We start from the raw sequence: 21383 nt of genomic DNA, 5'->3' as shown, positions 1-21383 counted from the left end.
ACCGGGGTGGGGTTCTTCGGGATTTATAAGCAATTAAGCGAACTTGATATGACTCGGTAAGCGATATATGTGCAGCTTGCGTGCATTCACATCTAAAACCCAATAATCTACGATACCAGATTGAGCATAAGCTGGAGCTTTGACCTCTCGGTCATATTTGAGACTGCTATCGGCTATCTCAATCATCAGAAAGACTTCAGACGCAGTTGGATGATGGTCATCGTAATCTAGCGGATTGGGCATAACCACCGCAATATCTGGCTCTGGTTCTGAGTAATCATCAAGTTGAACAGGTGACTGAAGCCTTAGCAAAACTTGTTCACCCAAACGTTGGCGAAATAATCTCTCTGTTCTGGTAATTGCTGATTCGTGAGCAGTTCCTTTCGCTGACATTCGGATGAGTTGTCCTGCAATTAACTCAACTCGTTCCTCTGGATGAAAAATTCCAATTTCCGCCATGCGATGATATTCTTGAACGTTTAAAAGGCGAATACCAAGAACCATACCACTATTCCTCGCTCAACTCAAAATTCACCCGCTCATAAATATCACTAAAGCTAATTTGAAAATCTAGAGAATTTAGGGCTAAAATGGCATTTTTCCCTTCATGCTCTTTAAAAGTCCATTCTCCTTCTGCTTTTTTCACATATTGTTCCACAGAGAAACTGTACTGGTCAATCATAATATATTCTTGAAATTCAGCAATGGAACGGTAATATTTAAACTTGTCTGTTTTGTCATAATTTTTAGTGGAATTTGATAAAACTTCAACAATTAACAAGGGATTAGTAATAGTTGTCGTATTCGTTCCTTCGTATATCGGTTCACCTTTGACGACCATCACATTAGGATAAGTGTAGAGACGGTAACGAGGTATCCATACCTTTACATCTGTAAAATATATTTCATAAGCTTGTCCTTGTACTGTTAAAGGAAATTTTCTACAAAAGTTTCCAGCAATTTTATTATGGTTGGTTGTTCCCCCTGGGATTGGGATAATTTCTCCATCTCTATATTCACTTGTGTACTCGGCTTGCTCTTCTAATTCCAGATATTCTTCTGGGGTGTAATGGCGCTTTTGTGTTTGTAATACCATATTAAGTATCTCAAGTGAAAATAGCTACAGTCATTTGAATATGAATTTGTTGTAATCTGTTTATATTAAGCTTGTCACTCCGGCTTCTAGGGAGTGGTTACAGCAGATACTTATCCCTGCGATTGACCAAGCTCTGTGTGCAGCCAACAATGAATATGCTCAAAAACGAGAGTCCAAGAGATTGCAACCCTTGTGCCTTCATCTGATGCAATCAGGTTGGTCAGAAGCCGAATTGCACAGATTTGTAGCTAGCGGTAAGCGTGATGTTCAGTACAAATGGAAAATCTTGCGATCGCAGTTATCTCCGGAAGATAGACAAGCGATCGCCATCACGATTGATTGACACTCCCCACAGCATAGTAATGATGTTGTTGGTCAATTTACAAGGGTTTTATTGACATTCCAGCGTTTGCCCTGCCTAGCTGAGGCAGCTTATTTGGTTGATCTAGCTTTTTTCGAGTAGGTGCTTGAAATCTTGACGCCAGCCATCAAATTCTGTGATAAAGTTGTAGCCGCATACAGTCTCAAGCGATCGCTTGGAAATAACCTCTAGTATCCGTGCTGCACGGTCACGCGTTTCGTCTTGCGGTCCAAAAGGGTTGAGTCGCATCCTAGACCCTGGAGGGAATGCATAGTCACAAATAAACAACACCTTGCCATAAATATACATGGTAAAGCCTGGTGAGTGCCCACCAATATGGAAAGCTTCGATGCCATGCTCGCTGAAGTCACTCTTAAATTGTTGATCGACTGGAAACGTTCTAGCAAGCGGATGTTCGGCATCCAGAACGTGCAGATAAACTTTCGCATCAAAGAGCTCACGATACTGGTTGGATGCACCCAGAAAATCCTTGTGAGTGAAGTAGATAGCTTCTACTGGCTGCAAGTCTCGATTGAATGCTGATGGACAATCAATCCAGACCGCACCATCATCTGTTTCAATGCGATAAGCAGCATGTTCCAAACCAAGACGAGGCACAGATAGCAACTGCGTCACGTAGTCATTTACGTGATGCGGTGTGACTCGATACGTCTGCTCTGCCTCATCCCAAGTAACAAACTTATCATGGTGTACTCCGCAGAACGGACAGATATCAGGCATCTCACCAATCATGTTATAGCCACAAACGGTGCAAACCCACTGTCTATGGTACATAGTAAATTCCTCCGAAAATGTCAGGTTTGTTGTTATCTTCAACAAAGAGGCAACGGAAAGGGGAGCTTTCTTGCATGGGGTAATAATTCCCCTGCTAAAAAGTTTCAAGCCCCTAGATTTATTTATGGAAAAAGTGACGGTTCTTTGTTTCGACTTTCTAAAGAAAATTCTTTAGAAACTAATTGTATGGGGCTGTTTTCACGGAGTCTTGCACGTTCCTACTTTTTTAAACATATTCTTACTGACTTTTGAGAAATGCTTTGGGTGTGACTCCAATTAACCGTTTGAAGTGACGACTGAGATGGCTTTGATGAGTGAAGCCAAGACTGTAAGCAATTTCTGCAACAGTCAGTTCACCTTGCAGCAACAACTGTTTAGCCCGATTAATTCTGCGCTGGATCACATACTGATGCGGGGCAAACCCTGTTGACTGTTTGAATAAACTTGAAAAATAACTCGGACTCATTTGAGCGATCGCCGCTAACTTCGCTAGCGTCAAGTCTTGGTCAAGATGCTGATGAATATAGTCCACCACTTGCTGTAACGTACGCCTTGCCAAGCAGTTGGTGATTGGGGGTGGCGAATATTGGTGGACAGAATAACGCCGCAACAGATGAGCCATTAATGCTGTCGTCATTGCATCGACATACAAACGACCCCCAATTCCACCCGATTCCAATTCTGTTTTGAGGGTTAGCCCAATGCTGTGAATGAGAGGATCTGACGGGTTCAAGATGGGAAGCAGTTCTACATCGTTGGCATCGGTTGTCTCAACCATGTGCCGTGCCAATAAATCTGGTTCAAATGCCAGCACCATAAACTGATGCTCTGTCTCCCAATACGCCCAGGTTCGAGTATTGGCGGGTAACACTCTAACCGTCCCACGGCTCACCGGATTTAACAGGTTGAGTCCTTCAAAGGTTTCAACAATGGGCGATCGCAAGGTGCGATCGCTAATGATGATGCGATGCTGCGGACAGGAATGTTCAACCATTTCAGGGGGTGGCTGACGGTGATATTGCAGGTAGAGTCCGTCCCAATCGGTTGAATTGCTGGACAGGAGTGCTTTGTTTGGGTAAAGCATTGAAAGATCATCACCTGCAGCCAGATTAACCTGAATAGCCTCGTTTACCACCATAACTCATAGCCTTCCCTAGCCAGCTAAGCTGCCATCTTTTAACGTAGTCGAAATGACTTCATTTTAGCATAGAATTAGCTTTAGCTTTAGCTAAGTTTATGAATCAACAAACTTGGGTCTTGCTTTTTGAGTAAACTGTAACTGTTGTTCTAAAGCTGCCCAATCTTCGTGCTCAATCAAATGAATCAATTCATCTAGATTGTGGCGATACTGCTGGAGTGAATTGAGCAATGCTTGCCGATTGTACCGCGCCATCATCACTTTTAACTCTGGATTGCCACCACCAACACGACTTGTATCTCTAAAGCCAGAGCTAGCAAACTTTTGAGCTAATTGCAAGACATTTGTGTCCGTTTCACTCATACAAGCAGCAATTAATGAGGCACTAATTATTCCAGGTAAATGAGAAATCCAACTCACTGCTTTGTCATGATCTTCTGGAGAACAATGGTAGAGAGTTGCCCCAAGTTCATACACTATTTTCTCTACAATTGTGATTGCATCTGGTGGTGTTGTTGGCAGTGGTGTGAGGACATAAGGGTTTTTTTCAAATAAATTGGGGATTGCTGCTTCTATACCACTATCGGCTGTACCCGCCATTGGGTGTCCGCCGATAAAATTATCCCAAAGAGGAGCTATTGCTTTGACTATCGGTGTTTTAACTGAACCGACATCAGTAACGACTGTATCGGAAGGCAAATGAGCGATAAGCTGTTCTAATGTAGGAACAATCAGCCCTATGGGTGTACAGATAAAAACGACCTCTGCTTTTGCTAGCAAACTCATGTCAACAGAGGACTCATCTGTGCAGCCTAGGGCGATTGCTCGCTGACAGGTTGATTCTCGACGGCTAACGCCTAAAACATAATGTCCTTGCGATCGCAAGTCTAAACCTAAAGAGCCGCCTATCAGTCCTAGTCCTAAAATACCAATATTCATCTGTGTGTGATTTTGTGATTCTATATCATGTATATCTTGCAAAGCGCTGCTCAAAGACTGAAAATTTGGAGCTATGAAGTGAATTTCGCCTTTGTTCGTGCTTTTGACCAGAAGGATTACATTATATAAGTCATTAGTGAATGCTTATTCATCAATAACTAACAATCTTCAAAAGGAGGAATTAAAGATGCGTGATACCTTTAATAAAATGATGGGCAAGACCCGCTATGTGGTCTGTCGTATCATGCTACATTTAGGTGGTTCTGAGGTAGCACCAATTTTAGGAGTTTTGAATCGTGCTGCCAGAGAAGCCATAGATACCGAAGGTGACATAGAAACTTTGGGGGAAGGATTGGTAGAAATCTGCCAAACCCTACTGCAATACGATGAATATTGGCTTTCTGCAGCGAATGAAGGCGACGTTTTTTGGAGTGAAGGGGAGGCGGGAGATTATGTGAATGAATTATTTACAGATTCCGCTCAACGTTACCTCAGTGAACCAGATTTTGGTTCTGATTCGGCATACGATCAACCTTTATCGATTCCTGTCACGCGCAACGTCGTTGTCATGATTACAGTTGCTTATGAAGGAGAAGTTCCAGATTTAGAAACTGACTTAACTAACATGAATGCACTCAAAGAAGGCTTTAAAGCTTTAATAAACTTACACTACAAACATAAATTACGGGCAATTCAAGTGCATTTTTCACCAGCTAGGTTGGGCGACGAACTCACCAACGATCAGCTCTTACAATTTTACCCGGAATTAATTCCCCTGTAATTGGTTGGGTAGTCCGTACCTACCACTCAACTGAGAAATTGTTAAGCTCGGAGATAGGATGATAGTCAAATGTTGATGACAATCGTGCGTAAATTCACAGCCGTTTTTTTAGCCTTGAGTTTGTGTGTGACAACTGTCGCCTGCGGTGGCGGGGGCGCAAACCAAGCTACATCTCAAGTTAGAAACACTAATCAAAGTCAAACGACAGCAACCACCAAACTGAATGATGGTCAGTATCCGGTACAACAAGCGACCTACAATGATGCTGACGGCGAGTACACGCTATTTTTACTCAACGCCACGCCTCCCAATTTTAGAACCCAAAATTTACAAATGGCGCGGCTAACTGATGATGAAATCAAGGAAGGCAAGAAAAGTTACCTAAAGGTAGAGAATGGACAGCCAGCCTTGTACATCACAGAAGATTTCAAAATTGAGTACGTCCACAACGTTACCGAGACGAAAACGAATCCTCAAACTGGACAACCAGAAACAGTCGTCGTCCGTCAAGAAAATAGCTTTTGGGCACCTTTTGCTGGATCTGTTGCTGGTTCTTTAGCAGGACAGGCTCTTGGTAGTCTGTTGTTTAGACCTCAATATTATGTACCGCCTGCATACCAGCCTGGTGGAGTCTTGACTGGCTACGGTGGCTATGGTAGAAGTTATGGTGATGCGGTTCAAAGTTATCGCACTCGCTATAATGCAGCCCCAGCAGTAGAGAGAAACCGCACAGCTTTCCGCAGTACAGGAACAATTAGAAGGTCATATCCTGGTGATTCTTCAACTGTACGACGCACTACTCCAAATACAGGCAGTCGTGCTACTGGTTCCGGTTATGGTGGTAGTACCCTAACGCCTTCTGGTAGATCTAGTACGACTAGACGTGATTCTAGTCGTGGTTTTGGTAGTGGTGGTCGTTCTCGAGTCCCCCGCTCAACTGGTTTTGGTGGTAGAAGGCGATAAGAAAGGTTTTCTCATTACCTATACTTTGAGTAGAATCCCTCCCCATAAATGGATAAATGGGGAGGGTTTTTTGGAGCATGGATAATTGTGATTGACTTTTTGTACTTTTTATGCTAGCAACTTATGCTATGGACACAACTGGCTGCTGCCAACGCCCAACTGCTTTCCCAACCACTGCAAGTTCTTGCATCAAGCGATCGAAATGTTCTGGTGTGAGAGATTGTGGTCCATCAGACAAGGCTTTTGCTGGGTTGGGATGAACTTCAATCATCAAAGAGTCACATCCAGAGGCGATCGCCCCTAAACACATTGAAGGGACATAAGCAGCCCAGCCTGTACCGTGGCTGGGGTCAACCATAATTGGTAGGTGAGTTAACTTGCGCAGCACTGGTATAGCTGACAAATCCAAAGTATTCCGGGTGTACTGACGGTCAAAGGTGCGAATACCCCGCTCACACAAAATCACATTTGGATTTCCTGCGGCTAAAATATACTCCGCCGCCATCAACCAATCTTCAATAGTTGCAGACATTCCTCGCTTAAGGAGAACTGGTTTTGGCTGTGCTCCTACTTTCTTCAACAAGGAGAAGTTCTGCATATTCCTTGCGCCTACTTGGACAACATCTGCAACATCTGCAACTTTCTCCAGGTCTGCACTGTCCATGACTTCTGTAATAATACCCAGTCCGGTGACTTCGCGTGCCTTTACCAATAATTCCAAAGCACTCTCGCCGTGTCCTTGGAAGGCGTAAGGCGAGGTTCGGGGTTTATATGCGCCACCACGCAAAAACTGTGCCCCAGCTGCTTTGACTCGCCGCGCTGTCTCTACGATCATTTCTTCATTTTCTACTGAGCAGGGACCAGCAACAACGACCACAGGGTGATGTTCACCAAAAGGAACTACTCCATCGGGAGTGTTAACCATAACTTCAGAAGATTCCCCATGTCGAAACTGGCGGCTAGCCCGTTTAAAAGGTTGTTCTACTCGCAGCACTTGCTCAATCCAAGGGCTAATTTCTTGAATTTGTAGGGGATCTAAGTCAGCGGTGTCACCAACAAGACCAACGACTACCTTGTGTTTACCAACAATTTTTTCTGGTGTCAGCCCCCAAGTGCCTAGTTCCTTGCTTAGACGGTCTATTTCCACCTCAGGGGAACCAATTTTCATGACTATAATCATCTCTTCGTTCCTGCTTAGTTGAGTTCTTGCTTAGAATATTTGCTAAGTGACAATGTTTTTGTCGTTTCAAATATCAAGTTCGCTAAAGTCACAAAATCAATTTTTGAATATAGCGCTTAGTAGTCTCGTAAATAAAATCTTGAATCGAAAAAAAATCATAAATTTTAAATTTGTAATGTTGAAGTTACAAAATTTAAACTTCAACATTATTTTGTTTCAAATTTACTTAACACCACAGTGATTGGCTCACTGAGAACTGGTCATCATACGTTTTTTTGCCGAGTTTCTCGCCAAGCTGTCACCATTCGTTCCCAATTGGTAGTAAACTCATTCCAGCCCAACAGACCCCCAACTCTGTGTTCATCCCAAGAGGCTGAGAGAACACCATAAGTTATCCCTAGCACTCCCAAACCGAAAAAAGCCATGTTCACCAGTAACACAGCGATGGGAGGCAGTTTAACGTCAGCATAGATTAATAGCAAGTAACTGATAATGAGAGTGCTGATTCCCAAAGCTGTTGGTATGCCACAAAAACCAGCTACTCGGCGAATCATCCGTTGGCTAACGACTTGAGGCATTGCCATCTCTTGTTTGGTAAAAGGTGGCTTTTTATCGTCCTTTTTTCCAGATTCGGGCTTGGTTTCTGGTTGTTTGCCTTTTGCTTTGGCTGGTTTTTGACGCTTGTTGTTTGGTTCAAAAGGCAAGCCACTGCGTTCAGATTCAGCAGACATAAGCGATAGTCTCTATCCACGAATGCCGAGACGACCAATCAAAGCTTGATAATGTTCTCGGCTGTCCTCTTGAATATAAGATAAAAGACGCTTACGTTGGCCAATGAGCTTCAACAATCCTCGACGCGAGGAATGGTCTTTCTTGTTTGCCTGGAGATGTTCGCTAAGACGGTTAATGCGCGCTGTTAGCATTGCGACTTGAACATCAGCAGAGCCAGTGTCAGTTTCGTGAACTTGGTACTGTGTGATGATCTCTTGTTTGCGGTGTTGCGTTAAAGCCATGATCTGGTGAATGAATTTTTAGTGTATGCAGCAGTTTCCCATAATATCACAGCCATCCTGTTTAGAGTGTGGGGATAAGGAAGATAAAGAGAATTAGTGAACTACCTACACCTATATGCATCACTACCCGGAAAATTCAGGAAGTTTTTGAGACCTTAGGACTTACCATCTGCCACCAAACCGGTTTGGTGAGTTCGTATTTGGTTGCGAAACAAACGATTTTTGGTAGAAACCGGGTAACTTTTGCGTAAGTCCTAGTATTTTTTAAGCAGCTGGTGCAGAGACAGTTGTTACAGTGCGATTGTCTAAGATCGGCTTGCGGGTTTTCAGGTCAAATTTGTATCCATGTGGCAGGATATGAAGCTTTGCTCCGCAAACTGCCAAAGGTTCATCCTTCAAAATGTCGTCAACGTTGCTGTGCATGACCTCTGAATCATCAACAACTGTCACACAACCTTCCCCAATCACTTCAAACTCGCTATCTGTGACTACCATCGCGGTGTTCTCATCAATACCAAACCCTAAGACAACAGGCTGCTGTGCTAAAGCTGCGACTAGGCGTCCCAACCGCCCGCGTTGAGAGAAATGTTGGTCTATCACCACTCCTGGTAAGAAAGCTAAACCAGGACCTAGCTGCACAATTTCCATTCGAGGATTTGTCTCGGAGTCGCCTTCTACAATCATCACGTCTGGCATGACAGCGGCTCCCGCGCTTGTACCTCCTATAACTATACCTTCAGAAAATCGTTTGTGTATTGCGGCATTCAGTTCAGTATCCTTAAGAACATGAGTAATCCGGGCTTGGTCTCCTCCAGTAAAAAATATACCAGTAGCTTTATTAACCGCTTCTAACGCTGTAGATGAAGATGCATCTTCACGGGTTTCAGTATCAACTATACGAACATCCTCGGCACCTAGCCGTTCAAACACTTTAATATAATTTTCTCCGACTTCTCTTGGCAGTTCCGTTGCAGCCGTCATGATCACGAGCCTAGCTTTTGTACTCCCAGCGCGGCGAACAAATTCCCGAAGAATCTGGCAATCTGCCTCTTTATCTTCTGCTCCTCCAATAATGACTAATTGTCGCCGAATTTCACTGGCTACCATAGAGCCTCCTGATAAGAGTTATTTTTTTTATAAAACATGATGATTATAAAAGAAAAAACATCCATTTGGTAGATTTTAATACAAAAATATGATGCTTTTTATAGTAAAGAACGTTTGCGTGTAATAAAGACTAAGAACAACGACTCTTTGTTGACGTATTGTCCCCCACGTGTAAAATCCCCGTGACATCAAGTCAGAACAAATAAAGCGTTCAAATTTATGATGGAACGCGGTTTTGGGTTCCCCAGATTCAAAAAAGTTGGTCAGTATCGCTCTTTTGTGTTTCCGCAGTTCAAATCCAACCCAGTAACAGGTTTTCAAATCAAGTTGCCCAAGATTGGGGCGATGCCAATCAATTTGCATCGCCCAATTCCAGAGAGTTTTGTAGTCAAGCAGGTTAGAGTTGGAAGCATTGCGTCGGGATGGTACGCTCAATTGGTTTTGCAATCTGATGTTTCCGTACCAGATGTCATGCCAAATGGAAATTCCATTGGTATTGACGTAGGTTTGGAAAAGTTCTTGGCTGTATCTGACGGACGGCTGGTAGAAAGACCCCGGTTTTTCAATTCTTTGCAAGGCAAGCTCAAATCGCTGCAACGCAAGTTGAAAAACAAGACCAAAGGCTCTGCCAACTACCGGAAAGCGCAGCACAAGATACGTAGACTGCATGAACGCATTTATGACACACGCAAACAGTTCCACATCAATACGGCACACGCACTTTGTAACGATGTTGGCATGGTCTTTGCAGAAGATCTGAACCTGAAAGCGACTAGTCGCGGAATGTTGGCAAAACATTGTCTTGATGCTAGTTGGGGTAGCTTCCTTGAGATTCTTTCTTGGGTTTGTTGGAAGCGTGGGGTCTATTTTGCGAAAGTAAACCCTAACGGGACTAGTCAAACTTGCCCTCAATGTGGAACTCATACCGGGAAAAAGAAACTGTCTGAACGTGTTCATGTGTGTCATGAATGTGGGTATACAACAGACCGCGATGTTGCTGCCGCTATGGTGGTGGAACAAAGAGGTCTTGCAGCCGTGGGACTCACGGTCAAGCTGCCTGTGGAGGTGAGACAGCCCTGCAGGAGGGTTTCCCGACAGAGGGGACTGCGAACCCGAAGGGTATCGTTGTCCGGGGACGCAAGTCTAGGCACGACCCGTGAAACAGGAAGAACCAAGAAGTAATTCGAGGATACGCCCCCACTGTACTTGGTACTCCAAGTCAGTGGTGGGAGGATGTCACCTTTTGACCAAACTAAGGTTTGTATTGACTTTTGTATAAGTCTTGAATGCAACGTTTGCAATTTAAAAGCCTCCGAGACATTTTCTAGAGGCTTGAGTGCGTTGACTAGTTAAGCATTACCTATTCTTTGTCATCAGTCTTGACCCATTCCGAATATAAATCTTCCTTGATTGAAGTTGTTTGATGAGTATCGTTTTGGCTAGAGACGAGTACTTTGAGGGTGGTTTGGTAAGCATTATTCACTAGCTCATGACCGTAACCTATCACGACGCCAGACTCGCGTGTTTTTTGATGAATTGCACAATCGCCAACAGTAAGCATAATTACTGCCTTTTTGTTAAGTTTAATGTATTTTTCGTATTGTTCTCTGAGTGTTAAATTAGTCACATCATCCTTTTGAAGGATGTGTGTCAAGAAAAATTAACAAACTGATTCTATCTAAAGGTAGATGAAACTTTCTGCTAGGTCAAAAAATATTTGTTTACAAATGAATTTGTAAATACTGGCGATATAAATTACAGCGTGGTAATACACTATCTCCTTGGAGTTTTACCAGTCCAATACAGTGTAATTTAAATTTAGTTACTGTCGGTAGTTTGGCAGAGTTATTAATAACTACATCTTTCATCGCAATTGCTAATTCCGGCTGCTGCGTAAGAATTAAACTTTGACGACGTAAATGATCTGCGTAAATACTTGATGAACTCGTGGGATTTTGTAGTATCTGTGTTAAAGTCACATTTCTATTGGCTATATGATAAAGAGTAAGACGCACTAAAAATGGATGTCCACCCACTAGCATCATTAATTTTTCAACTTCGGTTTCATCCCAGTCGAGTTGATACCTTTGAGCTAGATCTAAAATCTGTTTATGATTAAATTCCGGCAATTCTACAGACAAACCTACATTAAATGGTGATTGATTAATATCAAGAGGCACGTAAACTTCTGTAGAATGTACAATTACCAATCGCAGTTTTTTCCAAATCTCTCGCCGTTTGCCTTCTTCATGTAAAGCGCGTAGCAGCCCAAAAAAATCTCGGTAAATTTCTGGATATTCAAAAACTTTATCAACCTCATCTAAACCAAGCGTTAGCGAATTATCAATTGTTCGTAGTACATATTCCTCAAAATAGGCTTTACATGCCATGCTGCTACCAACAATTTCCACTAAATCCCAATATTCATCGATTTGATTCGGGATATTTAAAGCTAAAGCAACGCTAATATAGGACTCCGATTTGAATCTTGAAAGCATATTGAGACTCAAAAGCTTGTTTTACAAAGGTTATAAGGTCAAAATCTTTTCAAGAATCAAACAGGATTCCTATAGATGCTGGTTTATCATTGTTTTCTCTTACACGTGTACACCCCTAATAACTGGTTAAGTAGCCATTATGAACCGCATACACCAGCACTTAGCTCACAACGACTACTTAATTTTGATCAAAAATGTTTTATCTAGAAATACAAAAATCTCCTGATTTTAAAAAATCATAAACTGCTTTATCTCACAGAATGCCACTCACTATCTATCGTAATTGTGACGTTCTGTATCCAACGCTAAACACTCAATTCTTCTGAACATTGACTCGCCTGTTTCTCGAACAGTAAGTCGCATAAGAAAGAACGTGCGTGTTCTAGAGAGAAATGCCTAGGTTTACCTTGAAATACGATTTGATACTCGTGATTGTCTGGACCCTCTCCATATCCAGAAATAAGCTTGCGGTGGAAAGCTTCCTCAGCAAGATGCTGCACTTCTTTTTTGAGAACAGCTTCTGCGTTACTCATACTTGCCGTCTCCTTAACGCTTTCTAGTATTTACTATTTATAAGTTAATTAGTATCTAATTGCACCCTTCAATAGTTATATATTCAGCAGTTTGTAAATAATAAAGGTTCAAATTCAATTAATCCACAACTTTAACATTATTTTAATTTTTTTTGTAAAGTTACTTAACTATACCTTTAGATAGCTGCAAATATTGGCAATATGAGTGTAACTAGCTAGTATAGGCGTTGCGATTAATGCTTTGGTATTAAGCGCGTAATGTACAGGTGTAGCATGGGCTTTAGCCATCGCTTACCAAACAGTACTAAATTCGCAAGACAACAAATTCGTCTGGGAAAACGCTAGTATTTGTCCAGATTCGGTGGGTGTTTAGCCAGAGGTTATAATCAATGGTTCAAGACAAAATCGTCGATACGGCTCGCGTTAATGCAAGAAAAACTGATGCATTTGATATCTTCAAATTCAAGCATTACATGGGACCAAATCCCTACTTAGAAACAGGGGCACTAGTATTTGATTTTGCTCTAACTGGGTTTACAAGACCTCTGCCTATTGAGGATTACGTTTCAATTATTAGCGATCGCTACCCACACCTGGGCGACGAAACATACGATTCCTACGCTCATCTGTTTGCCCGCACAGTGTCAGAAGCAGGAAAGTTGGATATGGGCTTGCATCTTGACCGTTGGAATGTCAAGCCATATGAAAGTTATACGACCATTAGTATACAATCACTTCATGAGCGTACCACGCGGGGTGTACTTTACTTTGTTTGGGATTGGTTTGAAGCGATCACCCAAGACGAAGATATTGCCTTTGAAGAGCGAGTTTCAACCTTTCAAAGTAAATTCCGACTATCTGTTTACGGTGGTCCTACAGTCTACGCTTTGTTGCGTGCAGCTAACACAAAAGGTATTCCCACTTTTTACTTATGGGATGAAGGACTCACTCAGTACGGATACGGAAAAAAACAGGTTCGCGGTGTCGCAACAACATTTGACTGTGATAGCCATTTAGATTCAGACTTCACCACGCGCAAAGATGACTGCAAAGCATTTCTAAAAACTTTAGGTTTTCCAGTGCCGAAAGGTGATATAGTAGCTTCCCAGAAACAAGCTGTTGCAGTCGCAGCAGATATTGGCTACCCAGTCGCCGTCAAACCTGTAGCTGGTCATAAAGGAATTGGAGTAACGGCAGAAGTTCGAGATGAGTACGAATTAGAATCTGCTTATAAAAGAGCACTTCAGGCAATTCCAGAAAACGAGCCAATCCGAGTGATTGTTGAGAAGAGCATTGCTGGTTCAGATTTCCGCTTATTGTGCGTTAATGGCAGATTTGTTGCTGCTGTTGAACGTCGCCCTGCATGGGTTGTGGGTGATGGTGACTCAACCATTGAAGAGTTAATCCGAGACGAAAACCGAAAACCTGCGCGTCTGGATACACCTACCTCGCCTATGGCTAAGATTCAGTGCGACGAGGCGATGGAACAATATCTTGAACAACAAGGCTTGTCATTAAACAGCGTGCTTGATAAAAACCAAAAGATTTATCTTCGCAAAGTCGCCAATCTTTCAGCTGGAGGTGTGAGCATTGATGCAACTCGCACTGTTCATCCTGACAATATTATTTTGGCACAAGACATTGCCCAACACTTGAGCCTTGTTTGCTTGGGGATTGATGTCATTGCTAGAAATCTTAACGAATCTTGGAAGTCTGGCGATTTTTCGATTCTGGAAATCAATGCTGCACCAGGAATTTTGATGCATCTTAACCCTGCAATAGGTGAAAGCGTTGATGTACCTTCACACATTTTGGAAACCTTTTATAAATTTGGTACAGATGCCAGAATACCGATAATTACATTCAACCACATCTCGGTTCATGAAATTCAAGAAACGATTGACCATATTCTTTTACTACACCCCGACTGGACAATAGGCGCTGTCTGTCGTGATGGTACTTTCATAAATCGTTCAGAAAAAATCTTGAGCAAAGACTATAACACCAATATTCTTTCTTTGTTGCGTAATCCCAAACTTGACTTGTTGATTGCTGAATATAAAGAAGATATTTTGGAAAACGAAGGAATGTTTTACTACGGAAGTAACATGGTAGTTTTAAACAATCCTACCGAAATCGAGATGACTTTAGCACGCGATGTTTTCGATAGTTCAACTGTTGTTATTAAGAATGGAGACAATATTTCTATTAGACGCAAGGGTTTGATTGAAGAGTATACTCTTGGCGTAGATGAACCATTTACACGGGTTTATTTGAAGGAAATTGGCACGGTTTTGTGAAGTCTTAGCACAGTTGAGGCAATTTAAAACAGTGAACAGTGACCAGTGAAGGAGTCAGGAGTCAGGAGTCAGGAGTCAGGAGCGGAGCCGGAGCCGCTCCGCCTCCGGTCAGAAGTCGCAATTCTTTATTTCTTCCTTCTGAATACTGAATTCAGAATTGCTGAATTCTTCTTCAAACTGATAACTGGTAACTGTTAAAAAAAGACAGCGGGAAAGCCCATCTCTTCTGGAGATGGGATAATTGTCAATACGGTTTTGGTGTCAGCAGAATCAACTGGCGTTTTTGGAGCGATCGCACTCCTTCTAAATCTATCCCCGTATCTTGCATTAATGTCTCAACCGTTTGCTGTCCCGCAACATTGTCACACGCGTTTAAAAAGGCATACTCTACTTCAGAGAGTTTGGCGACTTGATAGTTAAAGTCCAAAATGACTTGACTGGGCCACCCTTGCATGCATGGACTGCGTTCAGGAATAGATTTGAGGAGAATGGCGTCGTTTGACCAGTCCATGTAGATTAAAGGAGGACGACCGAGGAAGAACTCGTAATGACTCAAATCTGGATCAAGCAGTTCAGTCAGACGATAGCGTTGGCGATCGCTCAAGTTTGCTGCTCGTTCCATTAAATCAGGTTGTTGACCTATCAACCGTTCTAATTCCCAGTACTGAGGATTTGAGAAGCCGATGAATTCTAATCCAGAAGCGTCAATCAGCTCAAATAAAGTATCGATGTTGTAGTCAATTTCCTGGGGATGGACGTACATGTCGGCAAAGTAGCCATCTCGCTGGTTTTCCAGCGACCAACGCTCTTTTTCTCGCTTCAACAACCGATTGTTTTCCGGTAGATTGGCAAAGATTTGCCGACCGACTTTAACACCATCTTGGTAGTCTCCACGGCGATCGCCTTGCAGGAGTGCGATCGCTTTTTGCATCAGGGTAATTTCCCATCGTCCTAATTCGGCATAGACAAAGATGTGTATTAGTCCTCCTGGTGCTAGCTTTGATGCTAGAGCTTGTATGCCTTTGATCGGGTCGGGCAGATGGTGAAGAACGCCAACACAATTAATATAGTCGAACTGACCAGGAATTTGCTCGACATCATAAAGACTAATGTTGTGGAATTCTACACCATTCGCTCCTGAACGCTGACAACGTTCGCGGGCGACTGCGATCGCTCCTGCACTCAAATCAATTCCCACTACTTGAGCATGAGGATTCAGGTGTACTAAATACTCTGTCCCCGCGCCCGTTCCACATCCCGCATCAAGTAAGCGAATATTTTCTTGCTCAGGTTTGCGCCCCGTACAAAAGTTATAAGCTGTCTGCCAATTCCAGCGCCAGTTGTATCCGGGTGGGGGTTCGTCTAAAAGGGGATCTGGTGGGAAGGGATAGGTGTTATAAAGTTTGGCAACTGCTGAACTAATCGTATTAGATGTGTCCATAGTGTTATTTAAATGTGGCACTACAATTGATTTAGAACGAATTTGACAACCCCACCTTTAGGCGAGATAAAGACGATGGTCACTGAAGCCAAAAGCCTAGCTTTACCCGACCACACTCAGCTACCAGAGTCTGATGGTACTTTTGTGAAGAATTTTCAGGAACATCCTCAAAGTATTTTACTCACAGATGCGATTCAACCGCGTCTACAAAAAATTCATTCTGATAGTCAATATTGTATTGGTCAGGATTGCGGTATTTATTGGCGAATGACTGATCCACCAGAACGTGGTGCCCAGGCTCCTGATTGGTTTTATGTGCCGAATGTACCGCCAACTCTTAACGGCGAACTCCGACGTTCATATGTTCTTTGGCAGGAATTAATTGCGCCGTTGATTGTGTTGGAGTTTGTTTCAGGCGATGGTAGTGAGGAACGGGATAAAACACCTTACAAAGGGAAATTTTGGATTTATGAACAGGTGATTCATCCGGCTTATTACGGAATTTATGAGGTCAAAAAAGCTTCCGTGGAAGTTTATCGACTGGTTGCTGGATATTATGAACGTATGGAGCCTAATCTTAATGGACGATATGCGATCGCTCCCCTAGGTGTAGAGCTTGGAATTTGGCAAGGCTATTATTTGAATGCGGAGTTACCTTGGTTACGTTGGTGGGATAACGAAGGTCATTTGTTACTCACTGGAGATGAGCGAGCAAAAACTGAACACCAGCGAGCAGAAACTGAACACCAGCGAGCAGAAACTGAACGCCAGCGCGCTGAGCAAGCTGAACAGGAAAATGCCCGCTTGCGCGAACAATTGCGCTCGCTGGGCGTGAATCCAAATTCGTAACAGAAGTTTTGCAACTAACCATCCTTCGATTCTTTTGTAAAAGATTTGAGTTGAGTGATGAGGTGGTCAAAATAGGGAGCGCAGGCTGCTTGCTGATCAGAGTCTATACGCTTCAAACTAGCAATTTTTATATTTTCCAAACCGACTACCATTGCATCTAAAGGTACTTGTAATTCTTTATATAACTCTTTCATGGATTCAAGTCCGGTGCGGCTTGTGTAATCAGTGCTGTGACCGGCAATACCATAAGTGATGCAGCGCAAGAAGTGCCAAAAGTCACGCCAACAAGCTTCGGCACGTTCTGGTGGGTAAAGACCGCCACCAGGCTGAGTAATATCAGGAAAGGTTGTCAGCACTTGTTCTCTGGCTTCGTTGACAATTTCGCTAGAGCGATCGCGCAACAGTTGTACGACTGGAATCAATTCTGAAGTTTGAGGGGAAATGGTTTGAATCTGCTGTAAATCTTCATCGCTGAGATATCGTCCTTGATCGTCAGCTGCTTGGAACAGGGGAATAACGGCTGCTGAGTGAGTCGCCTCCCAACCTGCAAAACTGACAATTCTTGCTTTTTGAATAAGTTCTTTGACTGCTTGACGGAGTTCAGGCTTCATGGTACACATCCGATGATTTTAATGACTAACTTACTCGACGTTCGGTCACCAAGGTTAAGTGACTCCACTTCCCCTGGTCATTATATGCACGGATCATACGCTCTTTGTAACCTCGGCTGAAACAACCAACCAACTTGCAGAAAAAATGGGTGTCCTGGCTTTATTTGGGTTGGACAGGTCGAAGATACGCCATCGGGTAATAGCAAATTTTTGAAGTAGCTTTTGAGAATCTAGAGAGTTTTCCTTTATCGTAATCAGTGTCTCCTGACTAGACTAATTTTGCATTTTGTTAGCGCAGCGGGACGCAGCTGCGCCTGCGCCGCGCAGCCTCCGGTCCATTTTGAATTAAGCAAAGGGGTGACTCATGTCTAGTGAAATTCGTGCTATTTTTAACCGCATTGCTCCTGTATATGACCAGTTGAATGATTGGTTTAGTTTAGGACAACACCGCATATGGAAAGAAATGACGGTGAAATGGAGTGCAGCCAAACCAGAAGATACAGTTGTTGATTTGTGTTGTGGTAGTGGAGACTTATCTTTCCGCCTGGCGCGGCGTGTAGGAAAAACAGGACAGGTATATGGAGTGGATTTTTCTCCACAGTTGTTAGCAGTTGCCAGAGAACGTTCTCAAAGTCAGTATCCCCAACATAATATTGATTGGGTGGAAGCCGACGTTCTGGACTTACCTTTTGAGGATAACCGATTTGGTGCTGCAACAATGGGTTATGGTTTAAGAAATGTAACAGATATTCCCCTTAGTTTGAAAGAGTTACACCGTGTTCTGAAAACGGGTGCTAAGGCTGCAATTTTAGACTTTCATCGTCCCAGTCATCCTCAAGCACGAGCAATTCAGCAGTGGTATCTGGACAATCTTGTGGTTCCAGTGGCGAACTCCTTGGGTTTAAAAGAAGAATACGCTTACATCAGTCCCAGCTTAGATCGCTTTCCTACAGGAAAGAAGCTTGTAGAGATAGCTTATCAAGTTGGTTTTGCAGCAGCAACACACTACCCCATTGCGAACGGTATGATGGGAGTGCTAGTAATAACGAAAGCTTAGTGGTTAATGATTGGTGATTAGTAATTTGCTAATCACTAGTGATTAATAACTAATGACTCATGACAAATGACTTTGGATTGGTCTCATCTTTGGCTTTATGTCTCTCCCCCAATCGCGGGCGGAATTATTGGCTATTTCACGAATGATATAGCCATTAAGATGTTATTTCGTCCTTACCGTGCTATTTATATCGGTGGACGACAGTTACCTTTTACGCCTGGATTGATTCCCCGCAACCAGGAACGGCTTGCTAAAAATATTTCAGATACAATCATGGGGTCGCTATTGACACCAGAAGAGTTGCAAAAACTAGCACGGCGATTGTTACAGACAGAACGCGTGCAAGGAGCAATTCTTTGGATATTGCGACTGGCAATTGACCAACTAAAATCTGATAAAGAGCAGAAAACTGCGAAGATTTTGTCAGGAATATTGCGGGATTTGTTAGGAGAATCTTTACCACGTCTTTTAAGGGTTTTAGCGCGGCGGGAAGACTTTTTAGAGGCGCAAGTCAATCAAATTTTTGACCAGATATTACTGGACTTTCAATTAACTGAAGAACAAGCTATTCGCCTGGCTGATTGGCTGTTGCAAGTTGTCATACCACCTGATATATTGCGACTAGCAGTTATTGACTTTTTGACAGATCGCACGATTCAAACGATTGACGAAAGTTTTCGAGAAAAAACCAGCGGTACCTATTGGGTTGTGGCAAATTTATTTGGTTTACGCAATACTTTAACCCGCTTACGGACTTACTGCTTGGATGAAAAAGATGCGACTAATGCTCGCTTGCAAGAACTGACTCAAGAATTGCAGGTGCGCGATCGCATTCAGAAATTTCTGCAAAGTTTATCTTTACAAAGTTTACCAATAGGTACGGTACGACAATTGCGAAAGACGACACGCGAAAGCGTCCGTAATTATCTACAAACACGCGGGAGTGATTTACTCCAAGGATTAAGTGGTTCCGTTGATTGGGAAAATATTGCGATGTTGCTAGTGAGTCGCCTCAGTTCTTCTCCTGTTGTGAGTGCGTCACTGGAAGTTGTCAGTAAAGAATTAGCTCTTGTTTTAGAGCGGTATTTGGAGAAAGATTTAGAAGCAATAGTAACTCAGGCAATTCCCATTTTGGCAATTGACCAAGTGATTGTTGACCGCGTGAAATCAACTTCACCTGCTGATTTAGAAGCAGCAATAGAAGGAATTGTTAAAAATGAGTTGCAGGCAATTGTAAATTTAGGCGGTATTTTAGGCTTTATTGTGGGATTGATGCAAACATCGTTTTTGTTCTTTGGTCAATAGTTCTCTGCCTGTCTTCAATCACACTGCTGTTGCAAAGCAGTACCCATTTGACACTCTCCGCCCTATAAGTGCGGAGATTCTTCGTTCACAGATTCAACTTGCTGAGATAGGTTTGCACCTAAGACAGTAGAGGCTAAGTCTCCCGAAGCGTTCGGATCTAAGATCCAAGTTCCCACATGCCCTGTGGTACTTAAGGCTCGATTCAGAATATTTAGAGCAGCATTATAATCCCGATCCAACACAAATCCACACTGACAAACGTGGGTTCTCATGGACAGAGACTTTTTAACATGAGTGCCACATTTAGAGCATTCTTGTGATGTATAAGCAGGGTTGACAGCAACCGTAACTCTGCCAAACTTAACTCCAAGATACTCTAACCATTTCCTAAACTGATACCAACCTGCATCATTAATAGACTTGGCGAGACAGTGATTTTTGACCAAGTTCTTAATCCTCAAGTCTTCGTAGGCAACCAAATCGTTAGATTGGATTACGCAACGCGCCACTCTCTTGGCATGTTCTTCACGTTGCCTACTTATTTTAAGGTGTACTCGCCCTAGCTTATTAATGGCGCTCAAGCGGTTAGCAGAGCCTTTCTTTTTACGAGAAACACGACGTTGACGAAATTTCAATCGTTTCTCGCCAGTTCGATAAAACTTAGGGTTAGGTTCGCTATGTCCGTTGCTATCAGTGTAGAACTCCTTAAGTCCTACATCCAATCCAATGGTTCTGCCAGTAGGTTGTGTATCTACCTTATTTTCAGATCTGACTAAAAACTGAACGTAGTACCCATCAGATTTCTTGACTAACCTAACCCGTTTTATCTGATCTAATTGATAGAAGTTTAAATCCCACGTTCCTTTGAGCTTAAGCTTGCCAATCCCCTTTTTATCGGTGAATGTGATTTGCTTCCTAGTTTCAGAAAGTGACCAACCTGAAGTTTTGTACTCTACTGAACGGCAATTCTTTTTGAATTGAGGATAGCCTTTTTTACCCGGGATAGACTTTCTACAGTTATCGTAAAATCGAGCAATAGAACTATAAGCTCTTTCCACTGCAGATTGGCAAGCATGAGAGTTCAAGTCTTTAACAAAAGGATATTCTGCTCTTAATGCTGTATTGTGACGATACAGATCTTTCTGTCCTACACCTCGGTTATCCATCCAAAAACGAATACACTTGTTGCGAACAAATTGAGCCGTTTTAATCGCCTCATCTATAGCACTATATTGAGTTGTCCTTCCCTTAGCCTTGAACTCTAAAACTATCATTTGACGTGGACAAGCCCTACGTCAATCATGTTAACACAAAAAAGCCGCTCATGCGCGGACGGGGCTTGTACCATTAATTTCGGTCAAAATGCTAGTTTTTTCCAGCATTGCTTTCACCACTTGCTATTGAAGAAACGTGAAC

Annotated in this window: 22 protein-coding genes and 1 pseudogene; 8 read left to right on the top strand and 15 right to left on the bottom strand. The window is 42.8% G+C overall.

Features of this window, described 5'->3' with window-relative positions; translation table 11 throughout:
* Positions 1-33: 33 nt before the first annotated feature.
* Entirely contained in the window at positions 34-504 is a 471-nt protein-coding gene (locus DP117_RS06345) for a Uma2 family endonuclease (protein ID WP_169217471.1), read from the bottom strand.
* A gap of 4 nt (positions 505-508) precedes the next feature.
* Entirely contained in the window at positions 509-1096 is a 588-nt protein-coding gene (locus DP117_RS06340) for a Uma2 family endonuclease (RefSeq protein WP_169217470.1), read from the bottom strand.
* 64 nt (positions 1097-1160) lie between these two features.
* Here DP117_RS06340 and DP117_RS06335 point away from each other — a divergent pair, with 64 nt between their 5' ends.
* A complete protein-coding gene (locus DP117_RS06335) occupies positions 1161-1439 on the top strand; it encodes a GH3 auxin-responsive promoter family protein (protein ID WP_169217484.1) in 279 nt (92 codons plus the stop codon).
* Positions 1440-1541: 102 nt separating this feature from the next.
* Here DP117_RS06335 and DP117_RS06330 read toward each other — a convergent pair whose 3' ends face one another.
* From DP117_RS06330 to DP117_RS06320, 3 genes are all read right to left on the bottom strand, one after another.
* Positions 1542-2252 carry an MBL fold metallo-hydrolase gene (locus tag DP117_RS06330; RefSeq protein ID WP_169217469.1) on the bottom strand — a complete coding sequence of 237 codons (711 nt, stop codon included), beginning with the start codon at positions 2250-2252 and terminating at the stop codon, positions 1542-1544.
* A 238-nt stretch (positions 2253-2490) separates the two neighbouring features.
* Positions 2491-3390: an AraC family transcriptional regulator gene (locus DP117_RS06325; protein ID WP_169217468.1), complete on the bottom strand. Its 900-nt coding sequence runs from the start codon at positions 3388-3390 to the stop codon at positions 2491-2493.
* A gap of 96 nt (positions 3391-3486) precedes the next feature.
* Complete coding sequence (locus tag DP117_RS06320) at positions 3487-4329, bottom strand: prephenate/arogenate dehydrogenase (RefSeq protein ID WP_169217483.1); 843 nt, start codon at positions 4327-4329, stop codon at positions 3487-3489.
* Positions 4330-4516: 187 nt separating this feature from the next.
* Here DP117_RS06320 and DP117_RS06315 point away from each other — a divergent pair, with 187 nt between their 5' ends.
* Together DP117_RS06315 and DP117_RS06310 are read left to right on the top strand one after the other, a co-directional pair.
* Positions 4517-5110 carry a DUF1517 domain-containing protein gene (locus DP117_RS06315; protein ID WP_169217467.1) on the top strand — a complete coding sequence of 198 codons (594 nt, stop codon included), beginning with the start codon at positions 4517-4519 and terminating at the stop codon, positions 5108-5110.
* Between the two features lie 69 nt (positions 5111-5179).
* The gene (locus DP117_RS06310; protein WP_169217466.1) at positions 5180-6073 is read left to right on the top strand and encodes a hypothetical protein; all 894 of its coding nucleotides are present in this window, start codon (positions 5180-5182) and stop codon (positions 6071-6073) included.
* Between the two features lie 121 nt (positions 6074-6194).
* Here DP117_RS06310 and aroF read toward each other — a convergent pair whose 3' ends face one another.
* The 4 genes from aroF to DP117_RS06290 form a co-directional block, all read right to left on the bottom strand.
* A complete protein-coding gene (gene aroF, locus DP117_RS06305; protein WP_169217465.1) occupies positions 6195-7253 on the bottom strand; it encodes a 3-deoxy-7-phosphoheptulonate synthase in 1059 nt (352 codons plus the stop codon).
* A gap of 263 nt (positions 7254-7516) precedes the next feature.
* Positions 7517-7984, bottom strand: a complete 468-nt coding sequence (locus tag DP117_RS06300) for a PAM68 family protein (RefSeq protein ID WP_169217464.1) — start codon at positions 7982-7984, stop codon at positions 7517-7519.
* Between the two features lie 12 nt (positions 7985-7996).
* Complete coding sequence (gene rpsO, locus DP117_RS06295; RefSeq protein WP_169217463.1) at positions 7997-8266, bottom strand: 30S ribosomal protein S15; 270 nt, start codon at positions 8264-8266, stop codon at positions 7997-7999.
* 264 nt (positions 8267-8530) lie between these two features.
* Complete coding sequence (locus DP117_RS06290) at positions 8531-9373, bottom strand: cyanophycinase (protein ID WP_169217462.1); 843 nt, start codon at positions 9371-9373, stop codon at positions 8531-8533.
* A gap of 213 nt (positions 9374-9586) precedes the next feature.
* On the opposite strand from DP117_RS06290, the pseudogene DP117_RS06285 reads away from it, so the two are divergent.
* Positions 9587-10555 (top strand): annotated as a pseudogene (locus DP117_RS06285) (transposase); the annotation flags it as partial.
* Positions 10556-10733: 178 nt separating this feature from the next.
* On the opposite strand, the gene DP117_RS06280 reads toward DP117_RS06285, so the two are convergent.
* The 3 genes from DP117_RS06280 to DP117_RS06270 form a co-directional block, all read right to left on the bottom strand.
* Positions 10734-11000 (bottom strand): hypothetical protein, encoded by a 267-nt coding sequence (locus tag DP117_RS06280; protein ID WP_248277547.1) that lies wholly within the window; start codon positions 10998-11000, stop codon positions 10734-10736.
* 94 nt (positions 11001-11094) lie between these two features.
* Positions 11095-11871 (bottom strand): AAA-like domain-containing protein, encoded by a 777-nt coding sequence (locus DP117_RS06275; protein WP_169217461.1) that lies wholly within the window; start codon positions 11869-11871, stop codon positions 11095-11097.
* 305 nt (positions 11872-12176) lie between these two features.
* A complete protein-coding gene (locus DP117_RS06270) occupies positions 12177-12404 on the bottom strand; it encodes a hypothetical protein (RefSeq protein ID WP_169217460.1) in 228 nt (75 codons plus the stop codon).
* Positions 12405-12793: 389 nt separating this feature from the next.
* Between DP117_RS06270 and DP117_RS06265 the strand changes: the two genes are divergently transcribed.
* Positions 12794-14704, top strand: a complete 1911-nt coding sequence (locus DP117_RS06265) for an acetate--CoA ligase family protein (protein ID WP_169217459.1) — start codon at positions 12794-12796, stop codon at positions 14702-14704.
* Positions 14705-14948: 244 nt separating this feature from the next.
* Here DP117_RS06265 and DP117_RS06260 read toward each other — a convergent pair whose 3' ends face one another.
* Positions 14949-16145, bottom strand: coding sequence for a class I SAM-dependent methyltransferase (locus DP117_RS06260; protein WP_169217458.1), 1197 nt, complete (start codon positions 16143-16145; stop codon positions 14949-14951).
* 75 nt (positions 16146-16220) lie between these two features.
* Between DP117_RS06260 and DP117_RS06255 the strand changes: the two genes are divergently transcribed.
* Complete coding sequence (locus DP117_RS06255) at positions 16221-16994, top strand: Uma2 family endonuclease (protein WP_169217481.1); 774 nt, start codon at positions 16221-16223, stop codon at positions 16992-16994.
* 14 nt (positions 16995-17008) lie between these two features.
* Here DP117_RS06255 and DP117_RS06250 read toward each other — a convergent pair whose 3' ends face one another.
* Positions 17009-17605, bottom strand: coding sequence for a phycobilisome protein (locus DP117_RS06250; protein ID WP_169217457.1), 597 nt, complete (start codon positions 17603-17605; stop codon positions 17009-17011).
* Positions 17606-17969: 364 nt separating this feature from the next.
* Between DP117_RS06250 and ubiE the strand changes: the two genes are divergently transcribed.
* Complete coding sequence (gene ubiE, locus DP117_RS06240; RefSeq protein ID WP_169217456.1) at positions 17970-18662, top strand: bifunctional demethylmenaquinone methyltransferase/2-methoxy-6-polyprenyl-1,4-benzoquinol methylase UbiE; 693 nt, start codon at positions 17970-17972, stop codon at positions 18660-18662.
* A gap of 66 nt (positions 18663-18728) precedes the next feature.
* Positions 18729-19967 (top strand): DUF445 domain-containing protein, encoded by a 1239-nt coding sequence (locus DP117_RS06235; protein ID WP_169217455.1) that lies wholly within the window; start codon positions 18729-18731, stop codon positions 19965-19967.
* A gap of 62 nt (positions 19968-20029) precedes the next feature.
* Here DP117_RS06235 and DP117_RS06230 read toward each other — a convergent pair whose 3' ends face one another.
* Positions 20030-21241 carry an RNA-guided endonuclease TnpB family protein gene (locus tag DP117_RS06230; RefSeq protein ID WP_169217454.1) on the bottom strand — a complete coding sequence of 404 codons (1212 nt, stop codon included), beginning with the start codon at positions 21239-21241 and terminating at the stop codon, positions 20030-20032.
* Positions 21242-21383 lie beyond the last annotated feature (142 nt).

The organism is Brasilonema sp. UFV-L1 (assembly GCF_012912105.1).
GTDB lineage: Bacteria > Cyanobacteriota > Cyanobacteriia > Cyanobacteriales > Nostocaceae > Brasilonema.
This window is presented reverse-complemented; position numbering and strand designations above follow the sequence as displayed.